This is a genomic window from Parabacteroides sp. AM08-6, assembly GCF_003473295.1.
Lineage (GTDB): Bacteria > Bacteroidota > Bacteroidia > Bacteroidales > Tannerellaceae > Parabacteroides.
In genome coordinates this window covers 251,391-268,846 of the sequence record NZ_QRMP01000002.1, presented here as the reverse complement: position 1 = coordinate 268,846, position 17,456 = coordinate 251,391, and the positions used below count along the sequence as shown (strand labels likewise).

9 protein-coding genes and 1 riboswitch are annotated in these 17,456 nt (G+C 42.4%); of the genes, 4 read left to right on the top strand and 5 right to left on the bottom strand.

The features are described 5' to 3' along the window. Position 1: 1 nt before the first annotated feature. Together DW103_RS02885 and DW103_RS02880 are read right to left on the bottom strand one after the other, a co-directional pair. Positions 2–1,696: an alpha-amylase family glycosyl hydrolase gene (locus DW103_RS02885; protein ID WP_122274157.1), complete on the bottom strand. Its 1,695-nt coding sequence runs from the start codon at positions 1,694–1,696 to the stop codon at positions 2–4. A 41-nt stretch (positions 1,697–1,737) separates the two neighbouring features. Next, entirely contained in the window at positions 1,738–2,574 is an 837-nt protein-coding gene (locus DW103_RS02880) for a patatin-like phospholipase family protein (protein WP_122274156.1), read from the bottom strand. Between the two features lie 178 nt (positions 2,575–2,752). Between DW103_RS02880 and DW103_RS02875 the strand changes: the two genes are divergently transcribed. From DW103_RS02875 to DW103_RS02860, 4 genes are all read left to right on the top strand, one after another. Then, positions 2,753–4,957 carry a sodium-translocating pyrophosphatase gene (locus DW103_RS02875; RefSeq protein ID WP_122274155.1) on the top strand — a complete coding sequence of 735 codons (2,205 nt, stop codon included), beginning with the start codon at positions 2,753–2,755 and terminating at the stop codon, positions 4,955–4,957. Between the two features lie 299 nt (positions 4,958–5,256). Further along, positions 5,257–8,475 (top strand): carbamoyl-phosphate synthase (glutamine-hydrolyzing) large subunit, encoded by a 3,219-nt coding sequence (carB, locus tag DW103_RS02870; protein WP_122274154.1) that lies wholly within the window; start codon positions 5,257–5,259, stop codon positions 8,473–8,475. Between the two features lie 87 nt (positions 8,476–8,562). Next, the gene (locus DW103_RS02865; RefSeq protein ID WP_122274153.1) at positions 8,563–10,626 is read left to right on the top strand and encodes a transcriptional regulator; all 2,064 of its coding nucleotides are present in this window, start codon (positions 8,563–8,565) and stop codon (positions 10,624–10,626) included. 200 nt (positions 10,627–10,826) lie between these two features. After that, positions 10,827–12,203: an NAD(P)/FAD-dependent oxidoreductase gene (locus DW103_RS02860; RefSeq protein WP_122274152.1), complete on the top strand. Its 1,377-nt coding sequence runs from the start codon at positions 10,827–10,829 to the stop codon at positions 12,201–12,203. Between the two features lie 142 nt (positions 12,204–12,345). Here DW103_RS02860 and DW103_RS02855 read toward each other — a convergent pair whose 3' ends face one another. The 3 genes from DW103_RS02855 to DW103_RS02845 are packed head-to-tail and all read right to left on the bottom strand — an operon-like array spanning position 12,346 to position 16,902. Beyond that, complete coding sequence (locus DW103_RS02855) at positions 12,346–13,428, bottom strand: ABC transporter substrate-binding protein (RefSeq protein ID WP_370453451.1); 1,083 nt, start codon at positions 13,426–13,428, stop codon at positions 12,346–12,348. 53 nt (positions 13,429–13,481) lie between these two features. Then, positions 13,482–14,885: a DUF5074 domain-containing protein gene (locus tag DW103_RS02850; protein ID WP_147381167.1), complete on the bottom strand. Its 1,404-nt coding sequence runs from the start codon at positions 14,883–14,885 to the stop codon at positions 13,482–13,484. Positions 14,886–14,904: 19 nt separating this feature from the next. Then, positions 14,905–16,902 (bottom strand): TonB-dependent siderophore receptor, encoded by a 1,998-nt coding sequence (locus tag DW103_RS02845; protein WP_122274149.1) that lies wholly within the window; start codon positions 16,900–16,902, stop codon positions 14,905–14,907. Positions 16,903–16,934: 32 nt separating this feature from the next. After that, positions 16,935–17,139, bottom strand: a riboswitch (cobalamin riboswitch). Positions 17,140–17,456 lie beyond the last annotated feature (317 nt).

The following is a 17,456-nucleotide window of genomic DNA, read 5'->3' as shown; positions in this document are numbered from 1 at the left end:
TTTAAAAATACGCAAACTTCAACATTTTACCGGAATAAGCCGGCAGGGAAACTAAGAATGGCCAAGCTGCGGTTAACGTACTGATACTATTCTCACCTGTCATCAAATCGGTTAGTGTTGCAGCTTTATTATCCTCAAAACCAAGAGTTTTAAACACCTCATCGGGAACTTTGATACGTACCGTTTGATCTGCACTATCAAAATTCGCAATCACAAGCAGAACTTCCTTTTCATACTTACGCATAAAGACATATTGACGATGAGAATTGAAATACGGATTATCCAGATTCGCATACATCAAATCGTAAAAATCACCTTGCGTAATAACCGGTTCCGTCCTTACCAGATTTAATATCTTAGTATATGTTTCACGCAAATGACGCTGTTCCGGGGTCAATTTTCCACCGTCGAAAGCACCTTCGTTTATCCAGTTCCGCAAAGAAGCAAGGCTCCAGTAGTCAAAAATCGTCGTTCGTCCGTCGCGTCCGCTAAATCCTTCATCGTCCATACCGGGTTCTCCCAATTCCTGTCCGCTATATATCATAACCGGATTGACATTCATGGCAGCCGAAACAATCATTCCCGGAATACCCGGACGCGGATCGCCGGCAAAAAACAGGGAAGCAATACGTTGCTCATCATGATTTTCAAGAAAGTTCAACATATTCGATTGAATACCTTCCAAGGATTTCCAACAAGCGGAAATATTACTGGCCGGCGCCTGATTGCACATAACGGCACGAACCGTATCATACAAACCAACCTTATCGTACAAATAATCAAAATGTCCGTTTCGGATATAATTCCGATATTCGGCCGGATTATAGACTTCTGCAATGAAACAAACATCATGCACTTGTTTCACTTTCGGTATCACCCAGTTCCAAAACTCAACAGGAACCATTTCGGCCATGTCGCAACGGAAACCATCGACACCTTTTCCCGCCCAGAAAAGTAAAATATCCAGCATCTTGTTCCAAGTATCGGGGATTGGGTCAAAATGAGGAGTACGCCCGTTCACATAATCGACTCCATAATTCAATTTAACCGTTTCATACCAGTCATTTTTGCCCGGACAAGCATCAAAGTGGTCGTTTCCGGTTACTTTAGCCGGGAATTCGCTATATTCGAAATCTTCCTGCTGTGCTCCAAACGACAAAGATAAAGGCTGACCGGGTATATAATAAAAATTATTATTGATATCAAAAGCCTTGGAGGTGTTGTCCCGCTGTCCCAAATCGTCGATATAAGTCATACGAGCATCGGAATAATATTGGCGGGCAACATGATTCGGAACAAAGTCGATAATTACTTTCAAACCGGCTTCATGTGTTCTTTTTACAAGCGCTTCAAATTCTTTCATCCGTTGTGGAACCGATTCCGCCAAATCCGGATCCACATCATAATAATCCTTGATAGCATACGGCGAACCCGCATTTCCTTTCACAACGGCGGCATGGTCTTTACGTATGCGATAAACCGTATAATCCGTATTCGTTGCATGTTCGATTATTCCGGTATACCAGACATGAGTAGTTCCCAGCTCTTTTATCTTAGCTAAAGCCATAGCTGTAAATGCAGAAAACTTTCCTACTCCGTTTTCCGAAAGACTCCCATTCTTCACCAGGGAAGACTTCATATTCCCGAACCAACGGGGGAAAACCTGATAAATTATCATTTTATCTGTCTGTTTCATTGCTCTATCTATTTATTTAGGTGAAGCCGGAAGATAACCTGTTACGGCATCAACATCTTGTTTTTTCTTTCCATAATTGCCTTCACCAACGTTTCATATTTATTTTCCTGTATCACAAGTTCGAAAGCCCGGACAGCAGCTTCATACCCGATATTGAAAATTTGCTCCACATTTTCGAGGTCAAAAGTCTTATACATGCCAAACTCTTCGGCTTCAATCAGCACATCACACATTTCGCGGTCCTCCAAGGTATTCGCACGAAACATATAGTGATAGGAACGTTCTGCTATATGATATATCGTTTGTTTATATTTTTGTGGGATAAGCGGGCTGACATTCACCCCGATGACCCGTTCACACTCATTCCTGATAATGGACACCGGGAAATTATGGAAAAGACCCCCATCGACATAATGTACTCCGTTTATAACGACCGGACTGAAAATAATCGGAATACTGCAAGATGCCGTTACAGCCTCTACCAAAGGCCCACTCCTGAACTCATGACTCTCACCATTATCCAAATCAGTAGCGATTACAACCAAAGGAACTTTTAATTCTTCAAACGTTTTAGCTCTCAAATGACGTCTCAGAAAATGGCGAAACCGTTTACTGTCGAACAAACCGGACTTAGGCAACTGCAACTGCGCAAACTCTGAAAACTCGCGCCCGGTAAAAAGTTCTTTTATCTCATCGGCAGAATAACCGTCTGCAAAAAGTGCGCCCATCAATGCTCCGACGCTTGTACCAGCTATTATATCCGGCATCAAAGCACATTCCTCGAGCAACTTAAATACACCAACATGCGCGAACCCTTTTGCACCGCCACCACTGAGTGCCAGTCCTAGTTTACAGGTCTTGTTTGTTTCTTCCGTCATCTATATTTATTCTTAATCTGTGACAAATATGCTGTTTTTTATCCAATGAAACATTATTATTTTCCAAAAAGTTTCTTCACCTCTTTATTTTTGTTACATTTACAGGTGAAGTATGAAAGTCTGTAGAAGACACTATTTCATTACAATTAAAACTACATTAATATTAAATCTCATTGTTATGATTACAAGTATTTTTTGGATCATACCGGTGGCCTCCATCCTGGCACTGGTATTCGCCTGGTTCTTTTTCAGGCAAATGATGAAAGAAAGTGAAGGAACGGAGTTGATGGCTAAAATAGCCTCACATGTCCGAAAAGGGGCAATGTCGTACTTGAAACAACAATACAAAGTAGTCGTTTCGGTATTTATTGCTTTGGTTATCTTATTTTCCATCATGGCTTATGGTTTCGGAGTACAGAACGAATGGGTACCCATCGCTTTTCTGACCGGCGGTTTTTTCTCCGGTCTGGCCGGTTTTTTAGGCATGAAGACAGCGACATACGCCTCTGCCCGTACGGCTAATGCAGCCCGTAATTCCTTAAACAGCGGTCTGCAAGTGGCCTTCCGCAGCGGGGCAGTTATGGGACTTGTCGTGGTCGGACTCGGACTCTTGGATATTTCCTTCTGGTATATCCTGCTAAATGTTTGTATCCCGGCGGAAGCGATAGACCCGACACACAAATTAACCATCATAACGACCACTATGCTAACATTCGGAATGGGTGCTTCCACACAAGCCTTATTCGCACGTGTCGGCGGCGGAATTTATACCAAAGCGGCAGACGTGGGAGCCGACCTGGTTGGTAAAGTGGAAGCCGGCATTCCGGAAGACGACCCCCGTAATCCGGCAACAATTGCTGATAATGTAGGAGATAATGTAGGAGATGTGGCCGGCATGGGAGCCGACCTTTACGAATCATATTGCGGTTCAATCCTGGCAACAGCCGCTTTAGGAGCCGCGGCTTTTGTTTCATCCGGGAACGTTGAGATGCAATATAAAGCAGTCATAGCCCCGATGTTGATAGCTGCAGTTGGAATTATCCTTTCCATTATCGGAATATTTGCCGTCCGGACAAACGAAAACGCCACAATCCGGCATCTGCTGAAGGCACTGTCTGTCGGGACAAACTTAAGTTCTGTTTTAATTGCCATCTCCACATTTGGCATTTTATATGTATTAGGGCTGGATAACTGGTTTTGGATTAGCTGTTCCGTCATCATCGGTCTTTTAGTCGGCATCGTAATCGGGCAGGCAACCGAATACTACACATCCCAATCCTACCAGCCAACACGAAAAGTATCCGAAGCGGGCCTAACAGGACCTGCTACCGTTATTATTTCAGGACTTGGACTGGGAATGCTTTCTACGGCCATTCCGGTATTAGCAGTCGTAGTAGGCATCATTTGTTCTTTTCTGTTTGCTTCCGGATTCGATTTTGGAAATACAGGGATGGGACTTTACGGAATAGGGATTGCCGCTGTAGGCATGCTTTCCACTCTGGGCATTACACTGGCGACCGATGCTTATGGTCCGATAGCCGATAATGCGGGAGGTAATGCCGAAATGTCCGGTTTAGGTAAAGAAGTCCGTAAACGCACGGATGCCCTCGATTCTTTAGGAAATACGACTGCTGCCACCGGCAAAGGTTTTGCTATCGGTTCGGCGGCACTTACAGGATTGGCTTTACTGGCCTCTTATGTAGAAGAGATAAAAATCGGCCTGCTCCGGTTGGGTGAAACCGTATTGTCCTTTGCAGACGGACGGACGATAGAAGTCTCGAAAGCATCTTTTTCCGATTTTATGGTCTATTATGACGTTACACTGATGAATCCCAAAGTGTTGGCCGGAATGTTCCTTGGCTCCATGATGGCCTTTATGTTCTGTGGCCTGACCATGAATGCCGTAGGACGGGCCGCCGGACACATGGTAGAAGAAGTCCGCCGCCAGTTCCGCGAAATACCAGGCATCCTGACCGGAAAAGCCGAACCGGATTATGCCCGTTGTGTGGAAATCTCCACGAAAGGAGCCCAGAAAGAAATGATTGTTCCCTCCTTATTAGCCATCATCGCACCAATCATCACCGGTCTGATATTCGGTGTCACCGGGGTAGTGGGACTTCTGATTGGCGGATTAAGTACTGGTTTCGTCCTCGCTATCTTCATGGCAAATGCCGGAGGAGCCTGGGATAACGCCAAAAAACATGTGGAAGAAGGCAACCATGGTGGAAAAGGCAGTGAAGCACATAAGGCAACAGTTGTTGGCGATACGGTCGGCGACCCGTTCAAAGACACATCCGGTCCCAGCCTGAATATTCTTATTAAGTTAATGAGTATGGTTGCAATCGTCATGGCCGGACTGACAGTCGCTTGGAGTTTGTTCTAAAAGAACTGTTTTTCGTCCGCAGAAATATTCTTTTCCGCTTGCAGGTTTGAAAATTAAGCTTTACATTTGCCGAAATTTTGAAGATAAGTTTCATGGCAAAGCAGTTACATAAGGATGATCCAACGGTTATTTCCGGTTACATGTCGGACAAAGAGGCTTATTTTTCTATTTCACAGGATAATCATTTGGTAATATAAGATGCGTTAGTTATTTTTACTAACGCATTTTTTTTATGTCCTGCAAAAAGGCGATAAATAACATTCTATAAAATCAATAAACAAACAAAACAACCCATTACTATGTCGAAAAGTGGTATCAAAAAGGTGATTGTTCTGGGCTCGGGTGCCCTGAAAATCGGACAGGCCGGTGAATTTGACTATTCCGGTTCACAAGCACTGAAGGCGCTGAAAGAGGAAGGTATCAGCACTGTATTGCTCAATCCGAACATTGCAACTATTCAAACATCGGAAGGGGTGGCAGACAAAGTTTATTTCCTGCCTATCACTCCCTATTTTGTTGAAGAAGTAATCAAAAAAGAACAACCGGACGGAATTCTGCTGGCTTTCGGAGGACAAACGGCACTGAACTGCGGAACGGAACTTTACACCAGCGGTACACTGGCCAAATACGGCGTAAAAGTATTGGGAACTTCGGTCGAAGCCATTATGTACACGGAAGACCGCGACCTGTTTGTAAAGAAACTGAACGAGATAGAAGTAAAAACACCAGTCAGCCAAGCCGTTGAGAACATGGAAGACGCTGTAGCTGCAGCCAATAAGATTGGTTTCCCAGTTATGATACGCTCCGCCTACGCTTTAGGAGGTATGGGCAGCGGCATCTGTAAAGACGAAGCAGAACTTCGGACATTGGCAGAAAGTGCTTTTGCTTACTCTCCCCAAATTCTGGTGGAAGAGTCTTTAAAAGGTTGGAAAGAAATTGAGTTCGAAGTAATTCGTGATAAGAACGACCATTGCTTCACAGTGGTAAGTATGGAAAACGTCGACCCGCTAGGTGTACATACAGGCGAAAGTATCGTAGTTGCCCCCACTTGTTCGCTGACGGAGAAAGAACTGGACTTGCTGAAAGAACTCTCAACCAAGACAATCCGCCATTTAGGTATCGTAGGCGAATGTAATATCCAGTATGCCTTCAATTCCGAAACTTGCGACTACCGCGTAATCGAAGTAAATGCCCGTCTGAGCCGTTCTTCCGCATTGGCATCCAAAGCCAGCGGTTACCCACTGGCTTTCGTCGCAGCTAAATTGGCCCTCGGATATAGCCTCGACCAGATTGGAGAAATGGGAACTCCGAATTCCGCATACAAAGCTCCCGAAGTGGATTATATGATTGTCAAAATACCACGCTGGGACTTGACTAAATTCGTAGGCGTAAGCCGTCAGATTGGCTCCAGTATGAAATCGGTCGGCGAAATCATGTCAATCGGTAAAAGCTTCGAAGAAATCATGCAGAAAGGTCTGCGTATGATTGGACAAGGCATGCACGGTTTTGTAGGGAACAATGATGTTGTATTCGATAATCTGGATGACGCACTGGCAAATCCGACCGACCTGCGTATTTTTGCCGTAGCACAAGCATTGGAAAAGGGATACACGGTAGACCGTATTCACGAACTTTCCAAAATCACACGTTGGTTCCTCGAAAAGCTGAAAAATATTGTAGATTATACGAAAGTATTATCCCAATACAACAAAATAGAAGAGTTGCCGGAAGAGGTTTTGCGCGAAGCCAAACGCTTAGGTTTCTCTGACTTCCAGATTGCCCGTTATGTGGAGAACCCGGAAGGCAACATGGAAAAAGAAAACATCCGCGTACGCGGCTTGCGAAAGAAAATGGGCATTCTGCCTAGTGTGAAGCGCATCAATACCATTGCATCCGAACATCCGGAACTGACTAACTACCTGTACATGACATATGATGGCAGTGAAAACGATATCACCTACTATCCGAACGAGAAAAGCGTGATTATCCTGGGTTCTGGTGCATACCGAATCGGGTCGTCCGTAGAATTTGACTGGTGCTCCGTAAATGCCGCACAAACAGCCAGAAAACTGGGTTACAAATCCATCATGATTAACTATAACCCGGAAACGGTTTCCACCGACTATGATATGTGCGACCGCCTGTACTTCGACGAACTTTCATTCGAACGTGTGCTGGATGTTATCGACTTGGAACTGCCGAAAGGTGTAATTGTATCCGTAGGTGGTCAGATACCGAACAATCTGGCTATGAAATTACACCGCCAGAATGTACCCATATTAGGAACTTCGCCGCTGTCTATCGACCGTGCCGAGAACCGTCATAAATTCTCTGCCATGCTGGATACGCTGGGTATCGACCAACCACGTTGGGCCGAATTGACCAGTATGGAAGAAATAGACGACTTTATTGCAAAAGTGGGCTTCCCTATTCTCATCCGTCCGTCATACGTACTGTCGGGTGCAGCCATGAATGTTTGCCATAGTAAAGAACAAATGATTGAATTTCTGGATTTGGCAGCCAAAGTATCCAAAGAATATCCGGTTGTCGTTTCCGAATTCCTGCAGGGAGCAAAAGAAATAGAATTTGATGCGGTAGCCATGAATGGCGAAGTTGTTGAATATGCTATATCCGAACATATTGAATTTGCAGGAGTTCACTCCGGCGACGCAACATTGGTATTCCCGGCTCAAAAGATTTATTTTGAAACGGCACGGCGCATCAAGAAAGTCAGCAAGATGATTGCAAAAGAACTGAATATCAGCGGTCCGTTCAATATCCAATTCCTGGCTAAGAACAACGATGTTAAAGTCATCGAATGTAACCTGCGTGCTTCACGTAGCTTCCCGTTTGTTTCGAAAGTATTGAAACGCAACTTTATTGAAACGGCAACCCGGATTATGTTGGATGCCCCTTATACCAAGCCGGATAAGAGTGCCTTCGACATCGACTGGATTGGCGTAAAAGCCTCTCAATTCTCATTTGCCCGTTTGCACAAAGCGGACCCAGTTTTAGGTGTAGACATGAGTTCCACCGGCGAAGTGGGATGTATAGGCGATGATTTCAACGAAGCTTTACTATCGGCTATGATTGCCGTAGGCAACAATATTCCGAAGAAAAATATCCTGGTATCCTCCGGAGCCGCAAAAAGCAAAGCCGAACTATTGGAGCCCTGCCGTATGTTGGCTGCCAAAGGATATGAGATATATGGTACTGCCGGCACAGCCAAGTTCCTGAACGAGAACGGCATCCGGGCTACAGCCGTATGTTGGCCGGACGAACAAGGAGCCTTGAATATTATGGATATGTTTAGCAAACATATATTCGAGTTGGTTGTAAACATACCGAAAGATCACAGCAAACGTGAATTGACCAATGGATACAAAATACGTCGCGCAGCAATCGACCACAATATTCCATTGATTACCAATGCCCGTCTGGCAAGTGCATTCATTGAGTCTTTCTGCAATCTGAAAGTCACAGACATCCAGATTAAAAACTGGCAGGAATACAAATAATCAAATATTTAACTATATTTGTATCCGATAATCAATAGAGACAGGGAACTCCCCTGTCTCTATCGTTTTTTAATTTATCTGATATCCATGTACAGACTACTGACTATTTTCTTCTCTTTTTTGCTCACAGCTTATGCTGCCGGGGCTTCAGTAGCCATTCCTTACGTTTTCGTCAAAAACTATACGGTAGACGAATACAAAGCCAGTTGCCAGAATTGGGGGTTATCACTGACTCCGGACGGTATTTTATATGTCGCCAACAATTCAGGACTGCTTACTTTCGACGGAAATACCTGGAAACTATACGAACTACCGAATCATACTGAAATAACAGCTGTTACCAACTATAACGATACTATTTATACACAGGGGAACAATACTTTGTGTCGCTGGACATGCAATAACGAAGGCATTTTGCACTGCAATCCACTCAAAAGAATCCCCCCCGAAATCACATTTCAAGCACCTTCGGTCGAATTGCCTTTTGCCATTCCGGCTGAAATAGAAAAAGCCCAGCCCAGTTGTTTTGCAACAAACGGCGAACTTTATTTTATCGGAACACTGACACATGGTTTATATATTCTGACGGCTGACGGTTTTATTCTTCAAAATCTATCTTTACAAAACCAATTACAAGATAATATTGTCCGTTATATCTGCGTACAAGATTCCCGTCAAATATGGGTTGCGCTCGACAACGGATTATCCCAAATAGCATTAAATCCACCTCTCACTTTGCTAGGAAAACGAAGTGTAATAGGCAAACTGATAAATGCAAGCCTGAAAGACGATGAATTATACATACGTACCAACCTTGGGTATTTTAAACGGACATTAAAAGTTGAAAACGCCTTTATTCCTGTTTCGGAAACCGAAGCTGAAAAATGGTTATTGCCAGAAAAAAACACTCCAAGCCTCACAGTTGACGAGCTTTTCAGAAATACAGAATCATTAGGTGTATTCGCTAAAGCCGGACATGTCTATCCGGCAGGTGAAGATTTATACTGGCTTTCCATCAACAACGAAGCGGCCCTTTTTCATCTGGCAGATGGAGCAGGCACCCTGAAATGCAGGTTATTATTCGACAACTACAAGATGAATCTTGTCACCCGGGGAGAGCGTATCATCCCGCTAAACGATTCGCTGGTACTAGTCTCTGCCATGCAAGGTACACTGATGATTAACATCCGTGAACTGATAGGCAACAGTTTACAAGGAAGTGTCCCTTTACAAGTTTCCGGATTAGAATATGTAGATGCCACCGGTGTCCATAAACTTCCCATTCTCACCCAAAAGATATCTCTGCCACATGACTTTCAAGAGTTTACAACTCATATCGGTACTACCGTATTTACATCGAACCATCAAATAAGCTATAAAATAGAAGGTTTATCCTCCGAATGGTCTCCTTGGCAGCAAGATGGAAAAATATCCTTTTTACAACTACCCGAAGGACATTATCAACTCAAAGTCCGCAAATATGTCATAAAAGGGCCGTATCCTGAACTTACTTTACCTATCGATATACTCCCCCCTTGGTATAATACGGTTTGGGCGTGGTTATTCTACATCGCTTTAATTTGGATAATTGCCCAAAGTGTTTTACGCTATAACCTAAAAAATCTGCATAAAGAAGAATTAAACAGACTAAATGCGGAGAAACAGGCAGAAGAGCAACGCATGCAGGAACAGAAAAGTCTAATGTTGGAAAAGGAATTGCAAAATAAAAATAATGAACTGACACTGCAAACAACCGTTTTAGTAAAACGTAACCAAGCAATCCAAACGTTATTAGAAGAATTGGATAAACAAAAAGAGACTTTAGGCGACCGGTACCCCAACAAACTCTACAAACGGATGAAAACATTATTGGAAGAAACGCTTAACAATCAGGCCGATTGGGTACTGTTTGAAAGTTATTTCAATAGCACACATCAAAACTTTATGGATCGGTTGCGTCAACGATATGAAGATATAACGACCGGTGATTTACGTATCTGCTGTTTACTCCGCATGAATCTCTCGACAAAGGAGATTGCCTCTCTCCTAAATGTATCCGTACGTGCTGTTGAAATCCGCAGATACCGTTTAAGGAAGCGTCTGGGGCTGGAAGGAGATACGAATCTTATTGATTTCCTAATGAATTTCTGATTTTATTTTCTTAAAAACATATATTTGGAGACTAACTGTATTTCAACAATTTACATTACATAAAAAGAGGTATGAGCAAGTATTGTTGTAGTCTTTTCTTTTACACATATTTGTTGCGCAAGTAGTGTTGTACCTCATTATTATATACATCCTTTTATTTGTATTTCCTTTGTGGCATTGGTAAATCTAATTTTTCACTCATGATGAAACACGAATTTGAAAAGCAATTAGAAGCATTAGAAAAAAATGGTTTTAATCGCCGTCAGTTTTTAAAAATAATGGCCGCAGCAGGAATTATATCTGTAGCCAGTACACAACAAGCAAAAGCATTCTCCAGCGATGCAAAAGGTAAAATAGTAATTATCGGTGGCGGAGCTGCCGGTATCAGCATGGCAGCCCGATTGAAAAGCTGGTTGAACAGTCCCGACATCACTCTGATTGACCCGAGCGACCGTCAGTTTTATCAGCCGGGATTCACCCTAATTGCTTCTGGCGTTTATCAGCCGAACGATGTATGGAAAAAGCAAGACGACTGCATGCCTGACGGTATTAAATGGATTAAAGACTCTGTAACTGCCGTCGATCCGGTATGGAATCAAGTCACAACCAACAATAATGGGAAAATCCCCTATGACTTTTTAGTGCTGACTCCCGGTTTGCAAACGAACTGGGAAAAAGTGGAAGGTATTACACACGACACATTGGGTCAGGGAAATGCCAACAGTATTTATGATTTTGAAGGGGCACAGAAAACTTGGAAAGCATTACAGGAATTTTCCAAGACAGGAGGACGTGGTATTTTCACCGATACTTATACCAAGCATAAATGCGGAGGTGCTCCCAAAAAGATTTGCTTATTAACGGAACATTATAATCGTAAACAAGGTACACGGGATAAAGTAAGTTTGAATTATTACACAGCATCAAAAGAGCTTTATGATATACCCTATTTTACTCCCCGTTTGTTAAAGATTTATGAGGAGCGCAATATTCCCATCAATTTGAATATACGCGTAAAAGGTGTAGATACATTAGCCAAGCAGGTTCACTTCGAAAAGATTGAAACAGTTGGCGATCAGAAAATCTATACTCCGTTTGTCGAAGATTACGACTTTTTGCACTTCACCCCCCCTATGTCTGCTCCCGACTTTGTTCGCGAAGCCGGTTTAGGTTGGACTGAAGGAAAATTGGCTGCTGATGCTTGGGTGATGGTAGATAAGGAAACACTGGTACACCAGAAATATCCGAATATTGTTTCCCTCGGAGATGTTGCCGGAATACCAACCAGCAAAACTTCCGCCGCCATTCGCAAACAAGTGCCGATTGCTGCCAAAAACCTAATTTCACTGATGGAAGGCAAAGAACCGACCGAGAAATATGACGGATATGCAGCTTGCCCGATTGTAACAGACTACGGACACGTCTTGTTGTGCGAGTTCAACTATAAAAAAGAACCGGAAATTTCATTCCCATTCACGATGTTGGATACATCGAAAGAACAATGGGCAGCTTGGTTACTGAAAGTCTATTTCCTGAAACCGATGTATTTCTACGGAATGTTGAAAGGATTAGCATAAAAAGACAACAACAACTCCCTATAATTAGAATGCCAAACAGCAGATCCCCCGTCTCATTTGTTAGAGTCCGGGGGATTTTTTTCAGTGATAAATGGAATATCTTTCACTACATCACAAAATCATTATTTTAAACGGGCACTATCTACTCCGTCATTTTTTTATAATAGCGCGGGGTATAATCCGGTAATAATTCAGGATGGAACACCCAAATCAAGTCTTTCAACAAATAATCCGGATGCAATGGAAATTCTTCATAGTAAGGAACAACGCCTGTATTACAGGAATATATCCGGCGGTTTTTAAAGGCATCAAAGTTCTCATAAGGGGTATATTCCGTACGCAAATCATTGTAGGTCATCTCTTTTTCCTGATTATACTTCAGTAGCCACAAATCAGCATGAATCCCTTTATCCAATACCGTTTCGAAAGCCAACGGCGTACTACCCGCTCCTGATAAATCCTTAAAAAGATAATCAGCCCCCGCATCATTGTACAGCGTTGCCATATAACTTTCTCCTGACGGCACAAACCAAGAAGAACCGAATTTCTTTTCGGAAATGACAGTCGGGCGGTGCGTTTCCTTCGCAACCAGCTCTTTTAAAGCCAGATAGCGTTCCTCTGTATCCCGGAATATTGAATCTGCCATCCGCTCTTTACCAAACAGCATGCCGTAAAAACGCCCCCATTCGGTACGTCCCAAAGGTGAAGATTCCATATAATCGGCTCCTTCAATAATTGGTATTCCGAGTTTCTCAACCGGTCCATAGCTACTATTCTGAAAAGGGGAAACAATCACAAGTTCCGCTCCTACATCAATCATTTTCTCGACATTAGGGGAAGTCGCTTCTCCCATATCGGCAATCCGTCCGGCTTTCAGTCCCTCCCGAATAGAAGGCGTATCCATATAACGGGGTTCGCATACACCGATAATTTTATCTGTTTCCTGCAATTGGTCGATGATTGCCGCATGCACGGATGTATAGACTACTATATTCCGGACCGGTATCTGTACCACTGTTCCTTTGGGTAAATTTTCCGGTACTGTTTTATTCCGGTCTACCAACAGATAACGTTGCAACAACCGGGTACTATCCCAAGGGTCCCGTACCTCAACGGATATATAATCGTCAAAATGCCGGATGGTAAAACCTTGGGCATAATGGATGGTGTCGGAAGAAATCTCTCCAACTAAAGAATGCTTTCCGGAAGGAGTACAAGCCACCATCCAGAAAGCAAACCATATAAATAGTATTTGTCTCATTATTAAAACAAAACTTACTACTTCACGATGAAATAAGCTCCCATCGGATTAATACCGGATACTCCCAGTTTGTCTATTTTCTTACCTGCAGCCGAATAAATATAAACATCACCTGTACTTGTATATTCTCCGGCAGTCATATAGACATTCTCTTCTAAAGGATCTACACTAATATAAGCTATTTTACTAATAGTAGTTCCATCCGTTATAAAATTTTCTGTCTCTACTTTTGCCATTTTAGCATCATAACGTATATATTTTGTATTAGCAGCCATCCAACCGGTAGAAGCATTTGACTCTGAACTCAGAATATATAATTTATCATTACTCATCGACATCGCAATCTTTTCATTTGAACAAATAACTGTCAGTTCCCCTGTTTTAGGATCCAGTCGCTGTACAGAAGCTTTGATATCTCCATAATTTCCTAATGACATAACATACAAATACCCTTCACTATCCGCTCTCACCATACTCGGATTGATTATAACTTTCAATGTATTTTTATCTACTGTAAACGTTGCTGCATCAATAACAGAAAGAGTCGAATCTTGGACAGGATTATATCCTCCAGAATTTGCTACATACAATTTACCGTTAGCGGCACAAACTTCTTCTGGATTAGGACCTACTTGAACCTGTTTTGTGATTTCCATCGATGTTGTATCGATTGCAGCCAAATGACCATCAAACAAAGTGACATACACCTTTCCTTCATAAGCTGCTAAATGACGTGGAGATTGCGGTTGTCCAGTTTCATCTTTGGGAGCAATTGTTTTCAAAGACTTTGCATTTAAATCTGTAACTTCAATCGTGTTCGAATTAGTAACAGCTATATACATTTTAGATCCATAGACAATCATATCATTTGCCGTATCCCCTAATCCACGTCCGTTCACAGATGAGAAAACTTTTGTTTTCAACTCTTTTGTAACCGGATTATAATAATCTAAAGTTGAATTATTGGAGTTGCTTTTACCACTATTCAACAGATAAACACCAACAATAGCAGGTTGGGGATTTTCAACTACATCTGTAACCTGTATCTTAGCGGCAGAGGCAGATTCTCCCTTTGTATTAGACGTAACCACCAATAAATAAGCACTAAAATCTGTCCCTGCAGGGATTGTAAAGGAATTTGTGCCAACAGGTACTTCACCTAATTTCACATCCTGTCCTTCACCATCATTTGACTGATAAATTACATACTTTGTAATATTTTCAATAGAAACAGGAGCTGTCCAGCTAAGAACTCCTCCTATTTTAGAAGCGTCTTTATCCGTATCAGAAAAGCTCATATTTGAAACAACTTCTGTCGGAACACCTTCATTATCTTTATTATCATCGTTATCACATGCGATGAAAGACAAAGACATCAGCGCACAAAGCACTGGAAATAACACGATTTTTTTAGTATTCATACTTCATATTTTAAGTGAATTAATAAACAATGCTGACACCCAACCTCCAAGAACATCCGGGCATTGGATAATATTGTATAACATCATATGTTTTATTTGTTAAATTCAAAATCTCACCTTGCAGTCTTAATTTACAATTCTTTACTACAAACTCCCGGTTCAGAGAAATATTTTGTTCTGTATATCTTTTGATTAGATTGTCTTCTATATTTTGAGGAAGCGCATAACGATTGCCTACACACGTCACATTATAACTCAGATTTACCCAAGAAGTTTGTAATGATAAAGAAACATTTCCAGAATGTTGGGGAGTATAAGGGAGTTGATGCCGATAATTCTTTGCCTCTTTATCAGTTATATCAATTGCTTTCTGATAGGTATAAGCCGTCTGCAACAAAAATGAAATTCGTTGACACAAAGGAATCTTGGCAGAAAGATTCACATCAAGACCTCCGATTGAAACTTCCCCCATATTCATCATTTTCCAGATAAACATAGTAGGAATAGCTACAATTTTATCTTTAACACGGTTATAATATCCATCAACCGAAAAATCCAGATAAGAAACGCAAGGAAGTTCTCCAGCCCAAGTCAGTCCCCAATTATATTGGGTAGCACGTTCCGGTTTCAAATTTGTATTCCCAATTCTCAAATAATACATATCGTTAAATGTCGGAATACGGAATATATCTTTATATGAAGCACGCATGCGCAGGTTCTCATCTTCCAGCACACGCCAAGAGAGACTTGCAGCCGGTGAAAGACGCTCACAATCAGCCGGACGTTCACCCGACTTCACCCGTTCCGTTATATACGTACCTAATAAACTGGCCGTACCTGTCAGGCGGCTCGTCTTATACTGTGCAGCCAAAACCGATAAAGAGGTATATCTTTTCGGAAAAGGACATCCGGGTAACGTATTATCCAACGTATTGATAAAATAGTCTTCCGTAAAAGAAACGGAAAACTTTTCAATCGGAGAATACAGGACTGATACAGAACTATAATATTCATTTTGAGTATAGCGGTCAATCTGCTTACCTCCTTCATATTTATTATTAACATCCTGATATCGGTTCCAGGCATAATTGTACCTAAGCTGTCCTTGCAAAGAAAGTTTCTGACTCAACTCATTTCTATAATAGACCTGCGCAAAAGCATTCTTATCCCATAATCGTTCGCCTGAATAATCATTATAAAGAATCACTGAACCTGGTAAGCCACGCTCTGAATCGAAATAATATCCTTTCACCTGAAGCGTCCCACCTTTACCCAAATCACCATATAGGTTCAATTCTGTCCGCCAAGTCTCTATGTCGCTGTTATTCCGTTTTTTCCTTTCTTCCAATTTTCCATTTATCAAAGTAAAAGGATAATCACCATCTGCACGCAGATAATCGCCATGTAAAGAGGCAGACCAATTCTTACCTAACTTCTGATCATAATGCAATGTTGGATTAACAAGGCCAAACGACCCTCCTTTCACCTGTGCTTTCAAACGAAACGGACGGGTTGCAAATTCGGGACGGCTCGTCTTTATACTCAACGCCCCTGCCGACGCATACATCCGCGCCGTTTGGAAAATATCGTCCGCCTGCCCGATTGACAGCGACACCATTTCCACATTATCGAGTGAGAATCGGCTGATATCAACCTGTCCGCTCTGTGCATCCGTCACCGTCACACCATCATAGCTTACAGCCGTATGCTTCGCTCCCAGGCTTCGGACCGAAACCGTCTTCAACCCTCCTATTCCACCATAATCCTGTACCGTCACACCGGAAAAACGCTTCACCGCCTCCGACAAATCCTGTACACCCAGACGTTCGATGCCCGCCCTATCCAATATTTGAAGCGGTGTAGCCTCGCGCGTAACGGAAAGACGCGATTTGGCCACAACCTCCACTCCAGAGAGTTGGTGGTAGTGCGTTGTATCAATCTGGCTGTATAAGAACACACTCGAAAACAGCTGGATAACCAACAGAAACAATAGTTTTTTTGTATACCTATATCGCATATAATAGATTCTTCAACTCCTTCACCCGAGGAATTGCATCAACAAATCATGGCAGGTTTTCTGGCTTGTCCACCCTTTGACGGCTACCTTCCCATCCGGCTTGCGGACAGTGGCAACGAGATTGCCAGGGTTTTACAGGACTTACAGCTACGGGTACAGCTCCGGTTTTCCACCGGATTCCCTTTTACTAACTCTCCGTGAGAACGATAGAGTTACACCATAATTAGGCCACAAAGATATGTATTTTATCCGGAACATAATTGCTTTTTCCCATTTTTTGTCCGTTCTTTCATCAGTCCTCCCCCCATCCATACCTCCGACAAACGACAGAATGTTCATTATTTGGGTGTTTTGCAATCTGTTTGACACGTTAAAAAGAGTTACATGTGCGGGTAATTCATTTTACCCGCCATACTAATCCTATTTAGTCGCTATAATAGTGACATTTTGATAATCGAGAATCAGCATAAATTCGAACAGAGTGAATCTTGTCACAATTGCGTTGAAAAATTTTCCGGACGCAATAGAAAAAAATTTATGACTTTTTCTTTAAC